This is a genomic window from Serratia marcescens (genome assembly GCF_029846115.1).
In the GTDB taxonomy this organism is placed as follows: Bacteria; Pseudomonadota; Gammaproteobacteria; order Enterobacterales; family Enterobacteriaceae; genus Serratia; species Serratia marcescens_L.
The window spans coordinates 734,641-758,676 of record NZ_JARVZZ010000001.1 but is presented as its reverse complement, the minus strand read 5'-3'; the positions used below and the strand labels follow the sequence as shown (position 1 = coordinate 758,676).

Sequence of the window (24,036 nt, the reverse complement as noted above, 5' to 3'; positions counted from 1 at the left end):
GGGCTGCTCATTCCTTTTCCTTTCATTCGGCAGCCCGGTTTATGTGCTGAGGGAGCCCTATGACAAGAACAGGAAAGGTTTTCAGCTGGCTTGGCGGCATTGTGCTGCTGGCGATCGTTGCGCTGGCGATCTTCATCGCTACCTTCGACTGGAATCGACTCAAACCCACCATCAACGACAAAGTGTCGGCCGAGCTGCGGCGGCCGTTCGCCATCCGCGGCGATCTGGGCGTCGACTGGTCGCGTAACCGGGATGAGGGCGGCTGGCGCGCCTGGGTGCCCTGGCCGCATATTCACGCCGAAGACGTGTGGCTGGGTAACCCGAAAAACATGCCCGGCGACAGTATGGTGACGCTGCAGCGCGTCGACGCCAGCATCGCACCGCTGGCGCTGCTGAGAAAAGAACTGCTGATCCCGCGCATCTGGCTCAAGCAGCCGAATGCGTCGTTGCAACGGCTGGCTAACGGCGACAACAACTGGACGTTTGACCTGGCCGCTGGCCAGGATCCGCAGCAACCGCCTTCCACTTGGTCGTTCACCGTTCATGACATCGTGTTCGACAAGGGGCAGATCGCTTTTAAAGACGCCACCCTGAAGGCGGACTTCCGCGCCGTCATCGACCCGCTCGGCAAACCGCTGCCGTTCAGTGAAATGACCGGCAAACAGAGCGGCGGCAAGGCCGCCACCCCTGACTACGTCTTCGGTTGGCAGGTCAAGGGCAAATATAACGGCGAACCGCTGAGCGGCAGCGGCAAGATTGGCGGCATGCTGTCGCTGCAGAGCGCCGATTTGCCGTTCCCACTACAGGCCGACGTGCGCTCCGGCAGCACCCGGGTGGCGGTGGCGGGCACCTTGTCCGATCCGCTGAATCTCGGCGGCCTGGACGTGCAGCTGAAATTTTCCGGCGAAAGCCTGGGTAACCTCTATGGCTTGACCGGCGTGCTGCTGCCGAACACGCCGCCGTATGCGACCGATGGCCATCTGATTGCCCGCCTGCATCAGCCGGGCGGCGCCGTGTTCGAATATCAGAAATTCGACGGCAAAATCGGCGACAGCGACATTCACGGCGACTTGAAATACGTTGCCGGTAAACCGCGGCCGACGCTGAGCGGTGCGGTGAGCTCCCGGCAGCTGAGGTTGGCGGATCTGGCGCCGCTGATCGGCGCGGACTCCAACGCCGCCAAAGCCGGGCGCGGCGAGAAGAGCCGCCAGCCGGCGGATAAAGTGCTGCCGGTCGAACAGTTCGATACGCAAAGCTGGCGCAAGATGGATGCGGACGTGAAGTTTGCCGCCGCACGCATTGAACGCGGCAGCGATTTGCCGCTGAGCGATTTGGCCACGCACCTGAAGCTGAACAATGGCGAACTGCGCCTGGATCCGCTGCGCTTCGGCATGGCGGGCGGCAGCCTGAACGCCGTCGTGCGCCTCGACGGCGGCAAAAAGCCGATGCGCGGCCAGGTGGATATGCACGCGCGCAAACTCCAGCTCAAACAGCTGTTGCCGAACGTAGCGGCGATGAAGCGCAGCCTCGGACAGATGAACGGCGACGCCAGGCTGGCGGGCAGCGGCAATTCGGTGGCCGAGCTGCTGGCGACCAGCAACGGCGACCTGCGCCTGTTGATCAATAACGGGGTGATCAGCCGTAGCCTGATGGAGATCCTTGGCCTGAACGTCGGCAACTATCTGGTGGCGCAACTGTTCGGCGACGACGTGGTGGGCATCAACTGCGCGGCGGCGGACGTCGGCATCCGCAGCGGCGTCGCCGCGCCGCGGCTGTTCGTGTTCGACACCGAGAACGCGGTGATCAACATCACCGGCAACACCAACCTCGCCACCGAACGGCTGGATTTATCCATCGATCCGGAAAGCAAGGGGATGCGCGTGCTGACCCTGCGTTCGCCGCTGTACGTGAAAGGCACCTTCAAGCACCCGGACGCCGGGGTGAAAGCCGGGCCGCTGATCGCGCGCGGCGCGGCGGCGGTAGCGTTGGGGGCGGTGCTGACGCCGGCGGCGGCGCTGCTGGCGCTGGTCTCGCCCAGTGAAGGCGGCGAGGAGAACCAGTGCGGGCAGATCCTGCGGGAGATGAAAGGCAAAAAATAATCAGGCGCGCGGCGGCGGCGTGAGCAGCCGGCAGTCGTGATCCTGGATCTCTTCCGCCGAGGCCAGGGTGAACGGCAGCAGGCTGCGCTCGGTCGCCAGCAGCAGGAAATCACCATCCGGCAGCGCGGTCATCGCCAGGCCGAAGCTGCCCATGCGCCCGTCGGCGCGCGGCAGGCCGGAGGCCAACAGGCGGAAGGCGCCCTGTTGTTCCAGCTCGGCGGGGGTCACCCGCCGTCCCAGATAATCATGCCCCAACAGACCACCGGGCAGCGGTTGCCATTGATCGATGAAATCGGGGCCGATCTGCGCCAGCCGCTGTTTGACCGCCGGCAACAGGCAGGAGATATGAATATGCAGCTGGTTTTGCGTGCGGCCATATTCCGAGTTGATCGCCAGTGAAATATCGCCGTCGTCAATCGGTTTGCCATAGCGTTCCGCCATCACGTGGCGCGCGCGCCAGGCCTGGGCGAAGAAATTCGGCGTGTCGGCGTCCAGCACCGCCGGGCTTTCTATCCCGGTGATTTTGGCGCTGGGCATCAGCAGGTATTGCAGCGGTCCGTTGCGATCTTTAAACACCACGAAGCCGGCCGGCACATCCACCTGCGCGCAGGGCGCCGGGTTGTCATGCGCTTGTTGATTGGGTAGACATTGCTGGCTGACGATGCGCCACAGCGCATCGGGATGGTCAGGTTTCAACCCGTAATAGAGCGCGATGGCGAGAGCCGCCAGCAGCGCAACGCAGATAAATACCCCACGACGCAGAGACATCGGCCGATCCTATTACCGAGATAAACATCCAGCATAGCCCGGTTTTATGACAGGAAACGAACAACGCGTGCGGCCCCCCGCAGTGAGGGAGGCCATAGGGGATCACAGCGACTGGTGGCGGGTTTCTTTCATCAGCAGCAGGGCCAGCAGCGTCAGCCCGGCCATTGCCGCCAGGTACATGCCGACGTAGAACAGCCCGTAATGAGCCGCCAGCCAGGTGGCGATATAAGGCGCCACGGACGCGCCGAGGATCGACGCGACGTTGTAGGAGAACGACGCGCCGGTATAGCGCACTTCGGTAGGGAACAGCTCCGGTAGCAGCGCGCCCATCGGGCCAAAGGTCAGCCCCATGATGCTCAGGCCGCACAGCAGGAAGCCCATCACCAGCGCCTGGTTACCGGAACCCAGCAGGGTCGGGAACAGGAACGCGAAGCCGATCATCAGCAGGGTAATGGCGATCATGGTCTTGCGGCGGCCGAACGCGTCCGCCAGCAGGCCGGCGATCGGTACCATCACGCCGAAACCGATTACCGCCACCATCAGCATCCACAGGAAGCTGTTGCGGGAGTAGCCGAGCCCCAACGGCTGCGGCGTGGTGCCGTAGGTCATCGAATACACCGTCATCAGATAAAACAGCGTGTAGGTCGCCAGCATGATGAAGGTGCCGAGGATGGTGGCTTTCAGATGCTTGCTCAGCAGCGTGCCGAGCGGCACTTTCACCTGTTTGCCGGCCTTGGCCGCTTTGGCGAACACCGGCGTTTCATGCAGCGATACCCGAACATACAGGCCAATCAGCACCAGCGCCGCGGAGAGGATGAACGGCACGCGCCAGCCCCATTCCATAAATTGCTGGTCGCTCAGCAGCCAGGAGAGCAGCAGGAAAGTGCCGTTGGCGAAGAAGAAGCCGATCGGCGCACCCAACTGGGGGAAAGAGCCGTACAGCGCGCGCTTTTTGGCCGGCGCGTTCTCCGTCGCCAGCAGGGCGGCACCGCCCCACTCACCGCCCAGCCCCAGGCCCTGGCCAAAGCGCGCCAGCGCCAGCAGGATAGGGGCGAAGATGCCGATGGTTTCATAGCTCGGCAGCAGGCCGATCAGCACGGTGGAAACCCCCATGGTCAGCAGCGAGGCGACCAGCGTCACCTTGCGCCCCACGCGATCGCCGAAGTGGCCGAACAGCGCTGAACCGATAGGGCGCGCGACAAAGGCGACGGCGAAGGTGGCCAGCGACTGCAGCGTCGCGGTGGTCGGGTCGCCCTGCGGGAAGAAAATATGCGGGAACACGATCACGGCCGCGGTGGCATAGATGTAAAAGTCGAAGAACTCGATGGCGGTGCCGACCAGTGAGGCGACGATGACTTTCCCGCGGGAGTTCACCGGTGTGGATGCCTCGTCGGCGTCGAGTGGGGGTGCGATGGTGGCTTGCATAATATTTCTTATTGTTGGAGGGGGTAAAAATCCATCTTAGTGACAGCATGCGGCGTTTTCAACGCGGGCGCTTTGGGCAATGCCGCGCCTAACCGGTTAAAAAGACTAATGTTTTACCAGAATTCTTTTCTGCAGCGTTAAACGTTGAGAAATGGCTTTCGTGCAGAGGGAATGGCTGAAAAAACGGCAAAGAAAAGTGATGGGGCAGTTTGTTATGCTGGTTTGCCGGATGGCTTACCGCACGATTCAGATGAATTGACTGGTTTTTTGGTTATTAACCAGGGGAAAGTGCCGGTGTGTACGATAACACCGGCATGATTGCATGGCTTCAGCGCGCCGGCGGCTCGCGTTCCGGCAACGCTTTGTCGCCTTTGTAGTCGGCGGTCGCGATCCAGGCGGCGCAAAACAGCGTCAAACGGGCGAAGAAGTAGAAGAACGCCATCAGTCCGATCACCGAACCGAAGGCCGCGCCGGAAGGCGACTTCGCTACCTGCGGCAGCGTCATCGTCATCACGAACTTGATCACCTCAAAGCCGATGGCGGCGAGCAAGGTGCCGCGCAGCAGCGCTTTTTTCTTCGGTTTGTGGCGCGGCAGCATCCAGAAAATCCACAGGAACAGCAGATAGTTGGCGAAAATCGAGATCGACAGCGCGATCAGCGTCAGCGCCGGCCGCAGCCATTCGATGCCGTCCAGCCCCAGCGCATTGACGATCGCCGCCTGCGCCGACCCGGCGACCGAAGTCAGCGACAGCGTAATGATCAGCGCGACCACCAGGCCGGTCAGCGAGATGAAGTCGCGGGTGTACTTGAAGTAGATTTTCTCCTGATCCTGCGGATTGCGCTCCCAGACATCGCGCGACTGCGCGCGGATCGCTTCACGCAGGTTGCCCATCCAGCTGATGCCGGAATAGAGCGCCAGCGCCAGACCGGTCAACCCCACGGTGGTGCGCTGCTGAATGGCGGTGTTGACGGTGTTCTTCAGCGTGCTGGCCAGCGTCGGATCGCTGATGCTGCCGACGATGCGGTTGATCAATCGGGCCAGCAGATCCGGATTGGAGGCCAGCACGAAGCCGGCGGCGGCGAACGACACCATCAGGATCGGGATCAGCGAAAGGAATGAAAAATAGGTGATGGCGGCGCCAAACTGGCTACCCAGCCGATCGTTAAAGCGTTCGGCCGCACGCAGCAGGTGCGCCACGCTCGGCCAGGCTTTGATGCGTTCAATCAGACGTGAAAAACCACCGATGCGGCGGTCGAGGGTCTCATGGCCGGTCTTGATGGCGATAAGCGGCTTCGGCGGCGTGTTTTGTGAGGGCTGGCGCTGTTCCTGGTCTGGTCCTGTAGGCATTACTTCACGATTTCCTTAACGTTAAACGGCATGTTTCAGCATTGATTATAGCCAAAGCCCCGCGGCGTTTTGAGCGCCGGGGCGGCAAACGGTTATTTTCCGAGCTTAGCGCGTTAGCGCCCGGCATGAAATGCCGGGGAGGGACCGATAGGTAAAATTCTTATGAAAACCGCGTGGCGCCTCGGTTTTTTTCACTTCCCTACCTCCAATTTTTATCTGTTTCGTCGGCGAGAAAGCGTTTACTCATGATGTGGCGTCGCGCTTTGCCGACCGCCGCTCCGCTGCAGCCGTAGGGGCTGGAACGGTCTCATCCGTCATCAACAGAAAAACTGGAAGGTCTTATGAAATTGCTTAATCATCCCACCTGCCGTCCGTTTACCGAAGCGGGCAATCTGTCGCAGCTTTCCGCCTACTATGAAGAAGGGCGGCACATTATGTGGATGCTGCTGCGCGCCGCGCCGCGCCCCTGCTTCAACCAGGCGCTGATCGAAGACATCATGACGCTGGCGCAGGCGGCGAAGGAGTCTTCGCTGCGGTTCGATTTTTGGGTCACCGGCTCGCTGGTGCCGAACATGTTCAACGTCGGCGGCGATCTGCAGTTCTTCGCCGAAGCGATCAAAAACCGCAAGCGCGAGGCGATGATGGCCTACGCGCGCGCCTGCATCGACTGCGTGCATGCGGCGGCGCGCGGTTTCGACACCGGCGCGGTCAGCATTGCGATGATCGAGGGCAGCGCGTTGGGCGGCGGTTTTGAAGCGGCGCTGGCGCACCATTTCGTGCTGGCGCAGAACAACGCGCGCATGGGGTTTCCGGAGATCGCGTTCAACCTGTTTCCCGGTATGGGCGGTTACTCGCTGGTGGCGCGCAAGGCGGGCATGCGCTTGGCCGAGGAGCTGATTTGGGGCGGTGAGTCGCACACCGCAGAATGGTTCGAGAGCCGCGGGTTGGTGGACCAGCTGTTCCAGCCCGGCGACGCCTACATGGCGACGCGCACCTTTATCGATACCATCCGGCCGAAGCTCAATGGCATGCGCGCCATGCTGCGGGCGCGTCAGCGCGTGTTGCAGCTGACGCGTTCGGAGCTGATGGACATTACCGAAGATTGGGTGCACTCGGCCTTTACCATCGAGGAAAAAGACCGCGCCTACATCGAGCGGTTGGTGATGTTGCAGGATCGCCATACTCTGAACCTGCGTCGTGCCGGCTAACGTTAACGCGCCCGCCTCATGCGGAGGGTGAGCGCGGGCGATAGGACTGCAGCCAATGCTCCAGCTGTTCCGGGAGCATTGGCCGCGCAAACAGAAAGCCCTGTTTTTCATCCACGCCGACCTCGTCGAGGAACTGGTTTTCGCTCTCGGTCTCCACCCCTTCGGCGATCACGCGGAAGGCCAACGCCTCCGCCGCCGCGACGATCGCGCGCACCAGCGATTGCGATACTGGGTTGAAATTCACCCCGCGCACGAAGCTTTTATCCAGCTTGATGGCATCCAGCGGAATGCGCGCCAGCTGCGCCAGCGACGAATAGCCGGTGCCAAAGTCGTCGAGATGCACCTGTGCGCCCAGTTCGCGCAGCCGGGTGATCAGTGAGCGCGCGCGGTTCTCGTCTTCAATCAGGCTGCTTTCGGTCAACTCGAAGTCCAGCAGACAGGGGGCCATACGGTGACGGCGCAGCACCCCGAGCAAGTCGTTGACGATGCTGTCATCGGCCAGCTGCCGGGCAGAGAGGTTGACCGCCACTCGCAGATTCAAGCCCTGTTCTTGCCACTGCGCCGCCTGCCCGGCGGCGGTCTGCAGCACCCATTGGCCGAGCGGGCCGATCAGGCCGGACTCCTCGGCGTAGGAAATGAACTGCAGCGGCGGGATCAGACCGCGCTCCGGCGAATCCCAGCGCACCAACGCTTCCACGCTGTGCACTTCGCCGCTGCGTGCGTCGATTTTAGGCTGGTAATACAGCACCAGCTGATTTTGCTCCAGCCCTTTGCGCAGGTTGGTGTCCAGCCACATGTACTCGGCGACGCGCTTGTTCATCTCCGGCGAGAAGACGGTATAGGTGCGTTTGCCATGCTCCTTGGCGACGTACATGGCGGTATCGGCGCTGCGGATCAGGCTGTCGAGATCGTTGCCGTGCTCCGGGCACAGCGCGATGCCGATTGAACAGCCGGTATACACCTCAATCAGACCAATGCGGAAAGGGGTCTTCAGCCTGTCGATAATGCGCTGCGCCAGCGTTTGCAGGCGCTCGCGATCGGTTTGCGGCGCCAGCACCAAGAATTCGTCGCCGCCGAGGCGGGCGAGCACCTGATCCGGGCTCAGGCAGCCGAGGATCGCCAGCGCGACCTCGACCAGCAGCCGATCGCCGAACATATGGCCGTAGGCGTCGTTGACCTTTTTGAAGTTGTCGAGATCGAGGTACACCAGGCCGAAACTCTCTTCGCCGCGCGTGGCGATGGCGTGATTGATCTTGTCCTGTATGGCGTTACGGTTTGGCAGGCCGGTGATGAGATCGGTGTTGGCCAGCACCCGCAGCCGTTCCTGCGCCCGGCGTTCTTCGGTGATGTCGGTACCGGAGCAGATAAGATATACCTCGTTTTTGCCGCTGCCGCTGTGCACGAATTTGTTGCGGAACAGGAACAGCCGTTCACCCTTGACCGTCTTTACCCAGCGTTCCACCTCATAGGACGAACCGTTGCGAAAGAAGCCGGCGATGTTGCGCCGCGAGGCGGCGGCTTCTTCCGGGCTCATAAACAGCTGGAAAACGTTTTTGCCGATCACCTCGTGTTCGCGCAGCCCGGTGTACTCCTCGCTCAGCCGGTTGAAACGCTGAATGCGGCCGTGCTGATCGACGATCACGATCACCGAGTTGGCTTCGGACACCACCTGCTCGGCGAAGGAGAGACCGTGCACCAGGTCGCGCGCCACGGATTGGGTGTCGCTGAAGGCGGAAGCGGTGCCCGCCCATTCGAGGTTGTTGACGCGGCGCCCGACCAGATGCAGATGCAGCGGTTCACCGGCTAGCGTAATGGTCAGCTCGAGACTGGCGGTCACGCCGGTCAGACGGCGGATTTTCGCCGCTTCCATGGCGCTGAGCGCCACCGCGACGTGGGCTTTGCCCTTAACGGCGGACAGCTCCAGGGCATGGCTGTCAAACGCCAGCCGCCAGTGGGGGCTTTGGGTGCCGAAGTGAGCGCTAAGAAGCTCAGGGCCTTGGTCTGCGGGCATGACAATTCCTCAAAAGAGCACGGGCGGACGGCCGGCGCAGCTCCGGGCAGTCTGTTGGCCCGAAAGCGATCGCCGTACGCCTCTGTGCATCATATAACAGGTTTTCACAGGCGGGGCGGGTGATAGAAACTATTATATAAGCAATGATTAGTTTTGCGGTGTAAACGTCGCCCGGCGGCCGCTTGTCTTCAAGTGTAGGAGAACATCGGATCGTATGATGCTTGTACTGATTTCCCCTGCTGTCGGAAAACGGTTGATGCAAGGTTGCCTTGCAGGCGAGTAAATTATAGCGGTGAGGGGAAAACGGAAAAATAACTCCACCGGGGGGATTTTTGCCGGGAAATTAAAATTTCCATCAAATAAACGCCATCTTCATAGTTTTCTCATAATTGCTGAATAAATCCGAGACGGGTTTTAAAAAGTTTACACACCCTCTCATTACTTGAAATTTATCAGCCTATTATTATCTCCGACGACGATGAGCCTGTTAACGTACAGCGCTCCTGATGAAGAAAAACTTTTAAGGAAATGATTATGCGTAAATTGACGGCTTTATTTATTGCTTCCACGCTGGCTCTGGGTTCTGCTTCCGCAGCGTTCGCTGCAGACACCACTGCCCCGGCGGCGGACGCGGCACCGATGAAAATGATGCATCACAAGGGTGAAGGCAAAGGCGGCCCGTTCGCCGGGCTGAACCTGACCGAGCAGCAGCGCCAGCAGATGCGCGATATCATGAAAGAGTCGCACCAGAAGCGCGGGCCGGGCATGAAAGAGGAGCGCCAGGCGCTGCACAATCTGGTCGCTTCCGACAGCTTTGACGAAGCGAAGGCGAAGGCGCAAATTGACGCGATCGGCAAAGCGCAATCCGAACGCATGCTGGAGCGCGCCAAAGCGGAAAATAAAATGTATAACCTGCTGACGCCTGAGCAGAAAAAACAATACAATGAGAATTATCAGAAACGTGAGCAAAAGATGATGGACCACATGAATAAAATGAAGGAGCAGATGTCCTCCGGTCAGTAATATCCGCTCGCGATGAATAAAAAAGGGCCAGACTATTTGTCTGGCCCTTTTTCTATTTGGCGTTATCACTGGCAGGCTATGCAGTGAGTGATAATCATTCTCCGCCGACAATGTACCGGAACTGTTCGGCTACGGCCTGGGCAAAGCATGGGTCGTTAATATGATAAGGCGTTTTTATCACCCGGCGTTTGTCGGTGGCGTGTACCGTTTCTTCCAGCGCTTGCATAAAGGCGGCCAGCGCCGCCGGATCCCAGAACGGTTGTCCGGGCGCATCCAAAGCCGATACGCCGCCCGTTGGGATAACGAAACGCACTTCGCCTACGCAGGCATTGATCTTTTCGCCCATCCAACGCCCCATTAACGCATTCTCCCGCACGCTGGTGCGCACCAGCGTCACTTGCGGGTTGTGAGGGTGACGCAGACGGTTGGTATAGCGAGCCGGTACCGTATGCGGCGCGCCGAAGTTAATCATGTCTATCGCGCCGCAGGAAAGCACGCACGGGATGCCGGTACGTGCGATGGCGCCGAAACGATCTGTAGTGCAGGGCAGCACGCCGCCAAACAGGTAATCGGCCACTTCGGTGGTGGTCAAATCGATGGCGCCGTGCAGCTGGCGGTTATCGATCAGTTTTTCCAACGATCTGCCGCCGCTGCCGGTCGCATGAAACGTCAGACAATCCCATTGCGATCCCAGTTCGGCAACTAACGCCTGAACGCAGGGTGTGGTAACACCAAACGTCGTCAGGCCGATCGCGGGTTTGTGGTCGTCATAGTCGACGGCGGCGAAGTGCACTGCGCCGGCTATCTGTCGCGCCGCATTGCCGAGCACCCGTCGCGAGATGCGGTTCAGGCCGGCGAGATCGGTGACCGAATACAGCATGTTGATATCACTGGCGCCGACATAGGGGGAAACGTCTCCCGCCGCCATGCTTGAGACCATTATTTTCGGCAGGCCGATCGGCAGCAGCTGCATGGCCGGCGTGATGATGGCGGTGCCGCCGGAGCCGCCCAGACCAAGCAAGGCAGCAATATCGCGGCGCGTTAGGATAAAGCGTTCGAAAGCGGTTGCCATGGCCGCGATCGCCTGGCCGCGGCTGGCGCAGAAGACCGCGCCGGCGCCTGCCGGATGGTGGCGGGCAACGTCCTCTGGGCTGATATCGGCGGGGGAATCAAACGGCAGGCTGCGGGTGGAGAGATCGACGGTTCGCGTAGGTAAATTCAGGGCAGCGATCAATCGCTGTACGTACTCCAACTCTTGTCCTTTGGTATCTGCTGTGGTAGCAATATAGACAAAACTTGAAGTGTTTCTCATGTATTTTTCCGAGAGGATTATAATTTTTATTTGAAAATTAATATATTATATTTTTTTAGTGCCCTGGCGTTGGCATTTAAATTAAATTGATTAATGTATTTATATAATGAGACGGCAGTATCATTTTTGCAAGGGCTGCTCGATGCAAAATGGGACTTCTGTCTCATTTTTGAGCTTTTCAATGTGGCCGGCGCTTTGCCGGCGGCCAGTCGACAGAGGCGCATCCTCTGTTGCGCAAGCGTGTGCAGATGCATGAGGTTTATGTGCCGATAGATGCTTTTTCCACTCCGTTCGATCCTTCATTGACCTCCACCCGGGCAAAAACCTACCGTTTGTTGCTGGCCAGCGCGATGGCGTTGTATGACGAAGGGGCGTTTCCTTCGATCACCGAACTGGCGACGCATGCACAGGTCTCGCGCGCGACGGCTTATCGCTACTTTCCGACCCAGAGTGCGCTGATTAGCGCCGTGGTGGCGGAAAGCCTGGGGCCTATTCTGGAATGGCGCCCGCAAGACGATGATGCCCTGAAGCGCATCCAGCAGTTGCTGACCTTCGCCTATCCTCAGATGGAGCGGCACGAGGGTGCATTGCGCGCGGCACTGCAGCTCTCTTTGCAGCAGTGGGCGAACGCCACGCCGGGTGAAAAATTCGTGCGCGGCAACCGCAAGCGTTTGTTGACGCTGGCGGTAGAACCGCTGCAGGGCAAACTGCCGCCGGACTCTCTGCAGAGAGTGATTTATGCTTTCTCGCTGATTTACGGCTCGGAAGTGTTCTTGGTGCTGAAAGATATCTGGGGGCTGGAGCTTGAAAGCATTCAGGATGTCACGCAATGGATGGCCAAAGCCATCCTGCGTCAGGCGGAAGAGGACGCGATGAACCGCAAAAAAACATCAGCAGGATAATCCAATTTTTGCCGATGGCTGAGTGAAAATCCAGCATAATTCACTAAGTGAATATTGGCAAAATTTATAATAAAAAGTGATAAAAGACGCCTGTGAAGCACTTTTCAGGCGGCCACGTTCATCACTCCATTCTGAATTATATCTTTATTTATTAGTGAATTATAATTTATTTCTCCACTTGTTATTGCCGCTTCGATGCCGGTAAGCGTCATTGCCATTTCTTATCGGCACTGGCCTGATTCACCCCTGAAACTTTCTCTCCTCCCTCCTGACTGCCGGATGACACATTAAGCGCACTTGAGATTGTTGTGCTTTATTTATTTGGTGTTACCAAACTGTTACACAAAAAATCTTATAAAACATTTGCAAACAACAACGGACGGTATCTGGGATGGAGAAGAAACTTAGAGGAGTCAAATCCGCTCGGGCGGCCTTCGGCTGGCCTGAAATCGGAGTTCATCGCGCACAATGGAGCGCGATGCTGATCTGCCTGACGGCGATCGGCGGGGCGCAGGCTGCCACCTATATAGAGAACGGCAAAGCGGGCGATCCGGCCAGCTGGCGCAGCAGTGAATTCAACGCGGAATGGGGGCTGGGGGCGATCCACGCCGACCAGGCCTACGCCGCCGGTTATACCGGCAAAGGCATCAAACTCGGCATTTTCGATCAGCCGGTCTACGCTAAGCACCCCGAATTTGCCGGTGAGAATAAGGTGATCAATCTGGTCACCGAAGGCATTCGTGAATACACCGATCCCTATATTCCGGTAAAAAAAGGCGACGTTTTCCGTTATGACGGTACGCCGAGCGTGGATTCCGATGGCACGCTCGGTTCGCATGGCACTCACGTGGGCGGCATCGCCGCCGGCAGCCGCGACGGCGGCGCTATGCACGGCGTGGCGTTCAATGCGCAGATCATCAGCGCCGAAAACGGCGATCCCGGTCCAGAAGACGGCATCATCCTCGGTAACGACGGCGCGGTTTACCAGGCCGGTTGGAATGCGCTGGTGGCCAGCGGCGCGCGCATCATCAACAACAGCTGGGGCATTGGCATCACTGAGAAGTTCGATAAAGGCGGGTATGACCCGGCTTATCCGCACTTCACGGTGAACGACGCGCAAAAGCAGTTCGATCAGATTAGCGTGATCCTGGGCACCAAGCCCGGCGGCGCCTATCAGGGCGCGATCGATGCGGCGCGTAGCGGCGTGGTCACCATCTTCGCCGCCGGCAACGACGGCAACCTCAACAACCCGGACGCCATGGCCGGCCTGGCGTATTTCGTGCCGGACATCGCGCCGAACTGGCTGTCGGTCGCCAGCCTGCAGGATCCCACCAATACCGGCGATTACAGCATCAGCACCTTCTCTTCCCGCTGCGGCTACACCGCCAGTTTGTGCGTCTCGGCACCGGGCACCCGGGTATACAGCTCGGTAATCGAAGGCACCAGCGTGGAGAATCTGACGACCGGCTACGCCAAATACAGCGGCACCTCGATGGCGGCGCCGCACGTGGCCGGCAGCGTTGCGGTGCTGATGGAGCGTTTCCCGTATTTGAATGGCGCACAGGTGGCGGAAGTGCTGAAAACCACCGCCACCGACATGGGCGCGCCGGGCATCGACGCGCTCTACGGCTGGGGGATGATCAACCTGGGCAAGGCCATCAACGGCCCGGGCATGTTGGTGACCGTCGAGGATATTCCTGCGGAGTTCCGCATCCCGGATCCGACGGGTGTGGCCTACGGCCCGACCCAGTTCGTGGTGGATTTGCCGGGCGTCGGCGCGGTGCTGGACAAGGGCAAACCGACCGAGCGCGTCTGCAGCGATGTACTGTGCGGCCTGGACTTCTGGAACAACGACATCTCCGGCCACGGCGGCCTGACCAAGCAGGGCATCGGCACCCTGGTGCTGACGGGTAACAACACCTATGCCGGCCCGACGCTGGTCAATCAGGGGCGGCTGGCAGTCAACGGCTCGGTCACCTCGGCCGTCAGCGTGCAGAACGGCGGCATCGTCGGCGGCAGCGGCACGGTCGGTTCGCTGACCGCCCGTCAGGGCGGCACCGTGGCGCCGGGCAACTCGATCGGCACCCTGAACGTGGCGGGCAACGTCAGCTTCGAACCGGGGTCGCGCTACGCGGTGGAAGTGGGGGCGAATGGCCAGAGCGATCGGATCCAGAGCAGCGGATCGGCGACGATCGGCGGCGGCGAGGTGGCGGTGACGCTGGAGAACAGCCCCAACCTGCTGACGCAAAGCGAAGTGCGCAGCCTGCTGGGCCAGCAGTACACCATCCTGAGCGCGCAGCAGGGGGTGAGCGGGCAGTTTGATGCGGTGGCGCTGAACTACCTGTTCCTCGGCACCGGGCTGAGCTACCAGCCGACCGGAGTAACGCTGAGCGTCGGGCGCAATGGCACCAGCTTCGCCAGCGTGGCGCAGACGGCGAACGAGCGGGCGGTGGCGGCGGCGGCGGATGCGCTGGCGGCGGGCAACCCGGTGTACGAAAGCCTGCTCAACAGCGGCACGGCGGGCGAGGCGCGGCAGGCGTTCCGTCAGCTGTCGGGGCAAATCCATGCGGATATCGCGTCGGCGCTGGTGAACGACAGCCGCTACCTGCGTGAGGCGCTGAACGGGCGTCTGCGTCAGGCGGAAGGGCTGGCGAGCTCGTCGGCCATCAAGGCGGATGAAGGCGGGGCCTGGGCGCAGCTGCTGGGGGCGTGGGACCACGCGTCGGGCGACGCCAACGCCACGGGTTATCAGGCCTCGACCTACGGGGTGCTGGTGGGGCTGGACTCGGCGGCGGCGGACGACTGGCGGCTGGGGGTGGCGACCGGCTACACCCGCACCTCGCTGCACGGCGGGTACGGGTCGAAGGCGGACAGCGACAACTACCACCTGGCGGCGTACGGCGACAAGCAGTTCGGGGCGCTGGCGCTGCGCGGCGGGGCGGGCTACACCTGGCATCGCATCGACACCAAGCGGTCGGTGAACTACGGGATGCAGTCGGACCGCGACACGGCGAAGTACAGCGCGCGCACCGAGCAGCTGTTCGCGGAAGCGGGCTACAGCGTGCAGGGTGAGTGGCTGAACCTGGAGCCGTTTGTGAACCTGGCGTACGTGAACTTCGAGAACAACGGCATCGCGGAAAGCGGCGGCGCGGCGGCATTGCGCGGCGACAAGCAGCACACGGATGCGACGGTGTCGACGCTGGGCCTGCGTGCGGACACCGCCTGGCAGGTGAGCCCGGGCACGACGGTGGCGCTGCGCAGCGAGCTGGGGTGGCAGCACCAGTATGGCGGTCTGGAGCGAGGCACCGGGCTGCGGTTCAACGGCGGCAATGCGCCGTTCGTGGTGGACAGCGTACCGGTCTCGCGCGACGGGATGGTGCTGAAGGCGGGAGCGGAAGTGGCGGTGAACGAGAACGCCACGCTGTCGCTGGGCTACGGCGGGCTGCTGTCGCAGAACCACCAGGACAACAGCGTCAACGCCGGCTTCACCTGGCGCTTCTAAGCACAAGCACCATCGACTCAATCCTTGTAGGGGAACCGTCTGCGGGCGGTTCCTTTTTCACATCCTGCTAATGAGAACCCGGCGCACCTGGGGCGTCGGCCAATAACAAGCAAAAGGTAAGGAAATGACAACAACAATGGGTTTTGATAACAAAGGAAACGCTCGTCGCTCGCCGTGGCGGCTGAACGCGCTGGTCTGCTGCATGGCGCTGGCGGGGTATGCGCAGGCGGCGCCGCACGAGGTGAACGGTCAAGCCGGCGATCCGGCCAGCTGGCGCAACGCCGAATTCAACGCCAACTGGGGGCTGGGGGCGATCCACGCCGATGAGGCCTATGCCGCCGGCTATACCGGCAAAGGGCAGAAGGTGGGCATTTTCGATACCCCGGTCAACCGCCATCCCGAGTTCGCCGGCGACGGCAAACTGATCAACGTGGTCACCGAAGGCTATCGCGCCTACACCGATCCGCACCGGCCGGGCATTAACGCCGGTGACCGCTTTTACTTCGACGGCACCTTCCACTTCTACAGCGGCTCACAGGGCATGCTGAGCAATCACGGGGTGCACGTTGCGGGCATCAGCGCCGCCAACCGCGACGGCGTCGGGATGCACGGCGTGGCCTTCGATTCGCAGGTGATCAGTGTCGATAACGACAACGACGGCCCGGCCTACGGCGAATTCCTCGGCCTGGACGGCGCCGTCACCAATGCCGGCTGGCAGGCGATGATCAACAGCGGCGTGCGGGTGATCAACAACAGCTGGGGCGTCAGTATTCCCGACTTTCTGTCCGATGGCGGCCGCGATCCTAACGCGCTGCACTTTGAGCTGAAGGATGCGCAGGAACAATTCGATCAGGTCAAACCGCTGCTCGGCAGCCTGGCCGGCGCAGGCTATCAGGGCGCTATCGACGCGGCGCGCAAAAATATTCTGGTGCTGTTCGCCGCCGGGAACGACGGCAACTACAACCAACCGGATGTGATCAGTGGGCTGGCCTACTTCGTGCCGGACATTGCGCCGAATTGGCTATCGGTCGCCAGCGTGGCGCAGGATGCGGCATCGACCAACAGCGTGCCTTACACCATCAGCAGCTTCTCTTCCCGCTGCGGCTATACCGCCAGCTTCTGCGTCTCGTCGCCGGGCAGCAAAATCTACAGCACCGTGGCCAACGGTTCCGATCCGGCCAACCTGGTGTCGGACTACGGCAATAAAAACGGCACCTCGATGGCGACGCCGCACGTCACCGGCGCGGTGGCGGTGTTGCTGCAGCGCTTCCCGTACATGAGCTCGGCGCAGATTGCCGACGTGCTGAAAACCACCGCCACCGACATGGGCGCGCCGGGCATCGACGCGCTCTACGGCTGGGGGATGATTAACCTGGGCAAGGCCATCAACGGTCCGGGCATGTTCTATACCGTCGACGATATTCCTGCGGAGTTCCGCATCCCGGATCCGACGGGCGTGGCCTACGGCTCGACCCAGTTTGTCGCCAATATTCCGGGCCTGGGTGCCGAGGTGGATGCCGGCACGCTGCACGCCAGGAAGTGTGACGACATCAGCTGCGAGCTGGAAGTTTACTCCAACAACATCTCTGGCCACGGCGGCCTCACCAAAGAAGGGATGGGCACGCTGGTCATGACCGGCGCCAACACCTATGCCGGCCCGACGCTGGTCAATCAGGGGCGGCTGGCAGTCAACGGCTCGGTCACCTCGGCCGTCAGCGTGCAGAACGGCGGCATCGTCGGCGGCAGCGGCACGGTCGGTTCGCTGACCGCCCGTCAGGGCGGCACCGTGGCGCCGGGCAACTCGATCGGCACCCTGAACGTGGCGGGCAACGTCAGCTTCGAACCGGGGTCGCGCTACGCGGTGGAAGTGGGGCCGAATGGCCAGAGCGATCGGATCCAGAGCAGCGGATCGGCGACGATCGGCGGCGGCGAGGTGGCGGTGACGCTGGAGAACAGCCCCAACCTGCTGACGCAAAGCGAAGTGCGCAGCCTGCTGGGCCAGCAGTACACCATCCTGAGCGCGCAGCAGGGGGTGAGCGGGCAGTTTGATGCGGTGGCGCCGAACTACCTGTTCCTCGGCACCGGGCTGAGCTACCAGCCGACCGGAGTAACGCTGAGCGTCGGGCGCAATGGCACCAGCTTCGCCAGCGTGGCGCAGACGGCGAACGAGCGGGCGGTGGCGGCGGCGGCGGATGCGCTGGCGGCGGGCAACCCGGTGTACGAAAGCCTGCTCAACAGCGGCACGGCGGGCGAGGCGCGGCAGGCGTTCCGTCAGCTGTCGGGGCAAATCCATGCGGATATCGCGTCGGCGCTGGTGAACGACAGCCGCTACCTGCGTGAGGCGCTGAACGGGCGTCTGCGTCAGGCGGAAGGGCTGGCGAGCTCGTCGGCCATCAAGGCGGATGAAGGCGGGGCCTGGGCGCAGCTGCTGGGGGCGTGGGACCACGCGTCGGGCGACGCCAACGCCACGGGTTATCAGGCCTCGACCTACGGGGTGCTGGTGGGGCTGGACTCGGCGGCGGCGGACGACTGGCGGCTGGGGGTGGCGACCGGCTACACCCGCACCTCGCTGCACGGCGGGTACGGGTCGAAGGCGGACAGCGACAACTACCACCTGGCGGCGTACGGCGACAAGCAGTTCGGGGCGCTGGCGCTGCGCGGCGGGGCGGGCTACACCTGGCATCGCATCGACACCAAACGGTCGGTGAACTACGGGATGCAGTCGGACCGCGACACGGCGAAGTACAGCGCGCGCACCGAGCAGCTGTTCGCGGAAGCGGGCTACAGCGTGCAGGGTGAGTGGCTGAACCTGGAGCCGTTCGTGAACCTGGCGTACGTGAACTTCGAGAACAACGGCATCGCGGAAAGCGGCGGCGCGGCGGCATTGCGTGGCGACAAGCAGCACACGGATGCGACGGTGTCGACGCTGGGCCTGCGTGCGGACACCGCCTGGCAGGTGAGCCCGGGCACGACGGTGGCGCTGCGCAGCGAGCTGGGGTGGCAGCATCAGTACGGCGGTCTGGAGCGAGGCACCGGGCTGCGGTTCAACGGCGGCAATGCGCCGTTCGTGGTGGACAGCGTACCGGTCTCGCGCGACGGGATGGTGCTGAAGGCGGGAGCGGAAGTGGCGGTGAACGAGAACGCCACGCTGTCGCTGGGCTACGGCGGGCTGCTGTCGCAGAACCACCAGGACAACAGCGTCAACGCCGGCTTCACCTGGCGCTTCTGACCTTCAGCGGCAATCTCAAGGACAACGGAGCCGGCATGCCGGCTCCGTTTTTATTTGCGGCTGTGGGGTGAGTCCGTATGATGGCGCGGCGCCAGGGCAATAAAAAACCGGGACCCTGACGGATCCCGGCTTAAAAGTGGGTAAAACAGATTAGCGCTAAAGGCTCAAGCCCCGTTTGATTTGCGCAGTCCAAGCGATGTGCTCATCGTCTCAGTAGCGGCAACGGAACAAATTTTCCCTGGTGTTACTATGGTTATTATTAAAAAACGTGCTGGTGTTATTTTTTATAGTGTATTGCTGTATGTCTCTTTTGATACCATGTTTGACGATGCAACATGGTATGTCAAGCAACGTTTTTAACGCATAATTGCATGAGATGCTAGTTTTTGATGTGGCTTTTTCAGCGGAAATAATCAAAACGACTGATAAATCAGTAAAAAAAATCGAAGGAACAAATGGATAACAATCACCAAAAATTCGATTCACAGTCGATTGCCAATCGGGTCAGGGAGCTGTTTTTACATTACGGAATTGGAAAACGTCAGCATGCTCGCGAACTCAGCCGCATCTTGGATCTGAGTTTTTCACATGCGCACCGCAAACTGAAAGGGCAAAGCCCCTGGACGCTGGAACAGATCAACAGCGTCGCGGCCGCGTTGGGAGAAACGCCGGCGGCGATCGCCGATTTGAGCGCCGAACACGAACCCACCGAGCCAAACATGGCGCGCGATGCCATCTTTTTCGTGGCGGGTGTGGCGATACCTTGCGTCGGGCACGTCAGCGACGAGCTTCCTGCCGGGCGGCCGGCGGAATTTGTGGCGCTGCGCGTGGAAGGGCAGTGGCATATCTATCGCGCCGATGAGGCGCCGGCAGGCCCGCGTTACGGCGTCGATCTGATCGAAATCCGGCCCGGCTTCGGTGACGACGAGCGGCTGAGCATCGCGGTATTGGACGATTCGCATCAGGCGGCCGATGAGCTGGCCAAGTATCTCGGCGGCTGCGGCTTCAACGCGGTGGCGTTTTACGACGTCGACAGCTTCTGTCAGGCGTTGCAGCAAAGCCTGTTCGACGGCTACGTGGTGGACTGGCTGATCGGTGAGGAAACGGCGGATCGCTGTATTGCCACCATCCGCGCCTCCGACAACCCGGACGCGCCGGTACTGGTGCTGACCGGCGAGCTGGGGACCGACCGACGTGAGTCGGAGATCGCTCAGGCGATGCGCGAGTACGACGTGCTCGGCCCTTATGAAAAGCCGGTGCGGCTCCATGTGATCGAAGCCGCACTGCAACGCTGTTTTAATCTTTAGCGGGGAACACCTCGGCCAGCGCGCTCGACAGCGCATCCAGCCGGACCGGCTTCATCAGGTAGTTGTCGAACAGGGCGCGCTGGTCCGCCGTCAGCTGCTCAGGCGTATAGGCGCTGATGCCGATGATCGGCACATGGCGGTTGGGGCCGCGACGGTTGCGCAGCTGCCTGGCCAGGGCGGCCCCGTCGATGCCCGGCATCTGCAGATCCAGCAACAGCGCGTCGTAAGGGCGTCTGAGCAGCTTCTGCAGCGCGCGTTCCGGCGAGTCGCACAGTTCGTGCTGATAGCCCAGCTTGTCCAATAGCGCCGCAAAGGCGTCACCCACCGACTTGTTGTCATCCACCACCAGCACCTGCTGCGGCTTCTGCTGCAGAGAGGCATTGGCGGCGGCGGGCTCGTCGGCACGTTCGTCTTCACTGATCTGCACCGGAATGCTGACGATAAAGGTGCTGCCCTTCTTGATTTCGCTGTATACCGTGATGGTGCCGTTGAGCAGCGTCACCAGGCCGTGCACGATCGCCAGCCCCATCCCGACGCCGGCATACTGTTTGGTATGCGACTGATCCAACTGGGTAAAGGGTTTGAAGATCTGATCGAGCTGGTCTTTTTCGATACCGATGCCGGTGTCGGTCACTTCGATAATCAACGAATTGCCGCCCGGCTGGCGGCGCAGGCAGCTGTGCAGCGTAATGCTGCCGCTTTCGGTGTATTTGTAGGCGTTGGTCAGCAGGTTGACGATAATCTGCCGGATGCGCAGCGGATCGGAGTGTACCAGCAGGTGGCTGCATTCCACTTCACAGCTCAGTTTGACCTGCTCTTTGCGGGTCAGGGTGGCGATTTCGTTGGCGGTTTCCGCGATCAGCTTCTGCGCGTCGAACGGCACGATGCGCAATTCCATCATGCCGCTGTCGAGGTGCGCGTAGTCGGTCAGATCTTTCATCTGGCTTTCGATTTGCTGCGCGGCGGTCTCCAGCCGCTGGAAAGTGTCCGCATGCTCCGCCGACACCCGGGTGTTCACCAGCACGTCGATGGCCGACATCACACTCTGCAATGAGGTGCGCAGTTCGTGGCCGATGGCGCCGAGGAAGGCGTTTTTGGTGCGTGTCGCTTTCTCCGCCTCAATGGCCTTGGCCTGCTGGCGAATGGTCAGCCGCTGCTGACGGAACACGATCAGGGTGATGGCGATCAGCGCGATCACCGAGAACATGACGATCACCAACCCATAGAAAATGATGTGCCGTTTCTCGATGTAATCCTCATAGGCGGCGGTGCGCTGCTTCACCTCTGCGTGGTCGGTCAGGTTGGCCATTTCGATGGCGTAAGGTTTGATGGCCCTCATGGCCGCGGACACTTGGCTGAAGTCGATTTTCGGGCTGTCCAGCAGCTTATCGATGCGATCCATCTGCAGGCGCATCTGTTTGACCACTTCCGGGTAACCCGGCTCGGCGTACAGCGGCTGGGTCGATTCGGAGACGGTTTCCAGCACGTAAAAGCGCGAATAGAGGATTTCGAACCGCAGCCGCAGGTTGTCGTTGTCCACCTGCGCGGCATGGCTTTGCTGCTCGACCAGCGTGTCGAACTCCGCCAGCTTGATGGAGAACTTGGCGATCGACCACGAGTAGTTCTCCTGCGTGCCGGCGATGGCATACAGCCCTTTCTTCGACAGAGTGGCGCTGTAGTAATAGAGCGTGACGGTCGAAGCCACTAAAAACAGCGCGGCGAAGATGGCCGGGATCGCCAGCCTGCTGCCGTTCTTAAAGGTCGTCAGCTTCATTTGATCACGATCCTGTCGACTTGCCAGATAAAGCGCGAATTGTACAACGGCGAGTTCAGTTCAGGCCCGGCGGCGTCGCGCGGGTACACCAGGAACAGCGGGCCGAAGTTTCTGAGCTTCAGCATCTCCCCGTCCATCTTGTAGGCCAGGATCATGTTGTATTTCTTGACGTCGGACAGCGGCACGTCGATGTAATAATCGTTCAGCGCGTAGAAGGTCAGCGTCTCGCCCTTGGCGCCGACGCGCTCCAGGATATCGGCCACCGAGATCCCTTCGAATTTTCTCTGCGGCGTCCAGGACGTGGAGGTGGTGATGCTGCGCACCGGCATCGCCAACAGCTGCTTATCGGTGAACAGATAGCTTTTTTTGACCGGGTCGGTCACGTTGTCGATCTTGCCCGCCACTTCCAGGGTAAAGCTGAGCGCGCTGCTCTGGGCGATAATCAGGGCCACACAGGCCATCGCAAGGGTTTTGCATAGTTTGAACAGCATCGGTGTTCTCCAGAGGCGCGGGGAGGTTGTATCAGTCCCGCTAATTTATCAGGCAGAATAATGGCAGAAAAAGCAGGCGGGTGCGAAGGGAATAGTAAACCGCACAAAAAGAACAGGCCTGAGCCGGACGACCCGTGCGCGTAACCTTTCCCTTCCGTTTGTCAGCCGTTCCGATGTGCTTTCAACAGCTGCGCCAGCTGCGTCAGGCCTGCCGTTAGTTCGTCCAACGAAGGGGAACCCAGGCACAGGCGAATGCCCGTTGCCCGTTCGTCGCGGTCCACCATCACGGTGTCCGGCGGCGTCACTTTTATGTTGGCCAATGCGGCGGCGGCCACAGACTCGGCGGTTTCGCGCGGCATCGGCAGCCAGACATGATAAGCGTCGGGATGCGATACGCATTCGCCGGCGTCGAATATCGAGGTGGCCAGATGCACTCTGCGCTGAGCCTCATGGCGCAACGCTTGCGGTATCGCCTCGATCGCGCCGCTGGACAGCCACTCCCCCACCACTGCGCAAGACAGTGGCGAAGGCGCGAAGGGAATATCTTGCAAGGCTTCTTCCGCCGCGTTTTGCATACCGGGCGGCAGAGTCAGCATACCGATCCGCAGCCCCGGGCCGAGCGTTTTCGACAGACCATTGACATGGAACACCCGCTCGGGTGCCAATGTCGCGAGCGCAGGCGCTGCTGAATGCCCCTGGGCATACACGCCATCCTCGATGATCCAGACATTCGCCTGCCGGCATATCTCGATGATAGCCTGCCTGCGCTCGGCGCTCATGGTGGCCGTTGTCGGGTTATGCAGCGTCGGGGTCAGATAGACCGCAGTATGGCCGCAGGAAACACGCTCAAGCGCGCTAGACAGCGCTTGCGGCACCATGCCTTGCGCATCGATATCGATGCCGATCAAGCAATGGCCTTGGCGCCGGGCCAGCGCGATCGCGCCGGGATAGGTGATTCTCTCCGTCAGTATCGTCCCGCGTGGCCCGCAGGCCAGGTCAAAAGCCAGTGAAATTGCCTGACGGGCATTGCTGGTCAGCGCCAGATTCGATGGTTCGATCGTGACGCCGACGTTTTCGAGCCAGCGGGTCAACAAACGTCGGTGCTCCAGATGCCCGGTCGGAGGGGCATAGATGTTCAAATGGTTCGCATCCATTTTCCGCGCAATACCGGCCAGCGTGCGCGCCAGCAAACGATCGGTCAGCATCGCCGGCGGCGCATTGGACGAAAGATCGATTTCGCGTTTTTCACGGGCGCGGCGAATCGCCACGAACATCCCGCGGCCTTTCACGCTGCGTACCAACCCGCGTCGTTCGAGGATGGCATAGGCTTTGGTCACCGTGCCCAGACCGATCTCCAATTGCCAGGCGAGCGTACGGTGGGCCGGCAGACGATCGCCACCCTGCAGTTTACCCTCGATAATGTCGTCGCCTAACGCCAGCACCAGCCGCTCGACGGTGGTGACTTCCGCATTGGCCAGGCGAGGTTGCCAGGGCGATTGAAGCCGCATGGTGATGCTCCGAAAAACGAATAGTGTCACGTGACACTATTTAAATAGGTGAAAAGTGTAACACATACTATGTTGGTGAAGAGTCCCTGAGTTTTCAACAACGTCTCGGCCGCAAGGCGGGTCAGCGGA

16 protein-coding genes are annotated in these 24,036 nt (G+C 61.0%); 8 read left to right on the top strand and 8 right to left on the bottom strand.

Going from position 1 to position 24,036, the window contains the following annotated elements:
- Window positions 1-59: 59 nt before the first annotated feature.
- Window positions 60-2,099 carry an AsmA family protein gene (locus QDT79_RS03495; protein ID WP_308316211.1) on the top strand — a complete coding sequence of 680 codons (2,040 nt, stop codon included), beginning with the start codon at window positions 60-62 and terminating at the stop codon, window positions 2,097-2,099.
- Here the strand turns inward: QDT79_RS03495 and QDT79_RS03490 are convergent, their stop codons facing one another.
- Complete coding sequence (locus QDT79_RS03490; RefSeq protein WP_107228010.1) at window positions 2,100-2,867, bottom strand: CDP-diacylglycerol diphosphatase; 768 nt, start codon at window positions 2,865-2,867, stop codon at window positions 2,100-2,102.
- Window positions 2,868-2,969: 102 nt separating this feature from the next.
- A complete protein-coding gene (locus tag QDT79_RS03485) occupies window positions 2,970-4,292 on the bottom strand; it encodes an MFS transporter (RefSeq protein ID WP_308316210.1) in 1,323 nt (440 codons plus the stop codon).
- A 171-nt stretch (window positions 4,293-4,463) separates the two neighbouring features.
- Here QDT79_RS03485 and QDT79_RS03480 point away from each other — a divergent pair, with 171 nt between their 5' ends.
- Window positions 4,464-4,610 carry a hypothetical protein gene (locus QDT79_RS03480; RefSeq protein ID WP_308316209.1) on the top strand — a complete coding sequence of 49 codons (147 nt, stop codon included), beginning with the start codon at window positions 4,464-4,466 and terminating at the stop codon, window positions 4,608-4,610.
- 10 nt (window positions 4,611-4,620) lie between these two features.
- Here the strand turns inward: QDT79_RS03480 and yhjD are convergent, their stop codons facing one another.
- Window positions 4,621-5,640: an inner membrane protein YhjD gene (yhjD, locus tag QDT79_RS03475; RefSeq protein WP_063990803.1), complete on the bottom strand. Its 1,020-nt coding sequence runs from the start codon at window positions 5,638-5,640 to the stop codon at window positions 4,621-4,623.
- Window positions 5,641-5,981: 341 nt separating this feature from the next.
- On the opposite strand from yhjD, the gene QDT79_RS03470 reads away from it, so the two are divergent.
- Window positions 5,982-6,848, top strand: a complete 867-nt coding sequence (locus QDT79_RS03470) for a crotonase/enoyl-CoA hydratase family protein (protein ID WP_063990804.1) — start codon at window positions 5,982-5,984, stop codon at window positions 6,846-6,848.
- Between the two features lie 16 nt (window positions 6,849-6,864).
- Here QDT79_RS03470 and pdeR read toward each other — a convergent pair whose 3' ends face one another.
- Complete coding sequence (gene pdeR / locus QDT79_RS03465) at window positions 6,865-8,859, bottom strand: cyclic di-GMP phosphodiesterase (RefSeq protein WP_063990805.1); 1,995 nt, start codon at window positions 8,857-8,859, stop codon at window positions 6,865-6,867.
- Window positions 8,860-9,393: 534 nt separating this feature from the next.
- Between pdeR and spy the strand changes: the two genes are divergently transcribed.
- Window positions 9,394-9,882, top strand: a complete 489-nt coding sequence (gene spy, locus QDT79_RS03460) for an ATP-independent periplasmic protein-refolding chaperone Spy (RefSeq protein WP_063990806.1) — start codon at window positions 9,394-9,396, stop codon at window positions 9,880-9,882.
- Window positions 9,883-9,976: 94 nt separating this feature from the next.
- Here the strand turns inward: spy and QDT79_RS03455 are convergent, their stop codons facing one another.
- Window positions 9,977-11,194, bottom strand: a complete 1,218-nt coding sequence (locus QDT79_RS03455) for a Tm-1-like ATP-binding domain-containing protein (RefSeq protein WP_130018748.1) — start codon at window positions 11,192-11,194, stop codon at window positions 9,977-9,979.
- Between the two features lie 248 nt (window positions 11,195-11,442).
- Here QDT79_RS03455 and QDT79_RS03450 point away from each other — a divergent pair, with 248 nt between their 5' ends.
- The 4 genes from QDT79_RS03450 (at window position 11,443) to QDT79_RS03435 (ending at window position 20,134) form a co-directional block, all read left to right on the top strand.
- Window positions 11,443-12,096: a TetR/AcrR family transcriptional regulator gene (locus tag QDT79_RS03450; protein ID WP_063990809.1), complete on the top strand. Its 654-nt coding sequence runs from the start codon at window positions 11,443-11,445 to the stop codon at window positions 12,094-12,096.
- 478 nt (window positions 12,097-12,574) lie between these two features.
- The gene (locus QDT79_RS03445; RefSeq protein ID WP_308316208.1) at window positions 12,575-15,598 is read left to right on the top strand and encodes an autotransporter outer membrane beta-barrel domain-containing protein; all 3,024 of its coding nucleotides are present in this window, start codon (window positions 12,575-12,577) and stop codon (window positions 15,596-15,598) included.
- A 202-nt stretch (window positions 15,599-15,800) separates the two neighbouring features.
- Window positions 15,801-18,827: an autotransporter outer membrane beta-barrel domain-containing protein gene (locus tag QDT79_RS03440; protein ID WP_373275485.1), complete on the top strand. Its 3,027-nt coding sequence runs from the start codon at window positions 15,801-15,803 to the stop codon at window positions 18,825-18,827.
- Window positions 18,828-19,282: 455 nt separating this feature from the next.
- Window positions 19,283-20,134, top strand: a complete 852-nt coding sequence (locus QDT79_RS03435; protein WP_063991767.1) for a helix-turn-helix domain-containing protein — start codon at window positions 19,283-19,285, stop codon at window positions 20,132-20,134.
- On the opposite strand, the gene QDT79_RS03430 is transcribed toward QDT79_RS03435, so the two are convergent.
- The 3 genes from QDT79_RS03430 to QDT79_RS03420 all read right to left on the bottom strand — a co-directional run bounded on the left by QDT79_RS03430 (window position 20,124) and on the right by QDT79_RS03420 (window position 23,907).
- Entirely contained in the window at window positions 20,124-21,908 is a 1,785-nt protein-coding gene (locus tag QDT79_RS03430; RefSeq protein WP_107228005.1) for an ATP-binding response regulator, read from the bottom strand. The genes QDT79_RS03435 and QDT79_RS03430 overlap by 11 nt on opposite strands.
- Window positions 21,905-22,399, bottom strand: coding sequence for a putative pterin-binding protein (locus QDT79_RS03425; protein WP_033631849.1), 495 nt, complete (start codon window positions 22,397-22,399; stop codon window positions 21,905-21,907). Before QDT79_RS03425 ends, QDT79_RS03430 begins: the two co-directional genes overlap by 4 nt.
- Window positions 22,400-22,560: 161 nt before the next feature.
- Window positions 22,561-23,907, bottom strand: coding sequence for an aminotransferase-like domain-containing protein (locus tag QDT79_RS03420; protein ID WP_308316207.1), 1,347 nt, complete (start codon window positions 23,905-23,907; stop codon window positions 22,561-22,563).
- Window positions 23,908-24,036 lie beyond the last annotated feature (129 nt).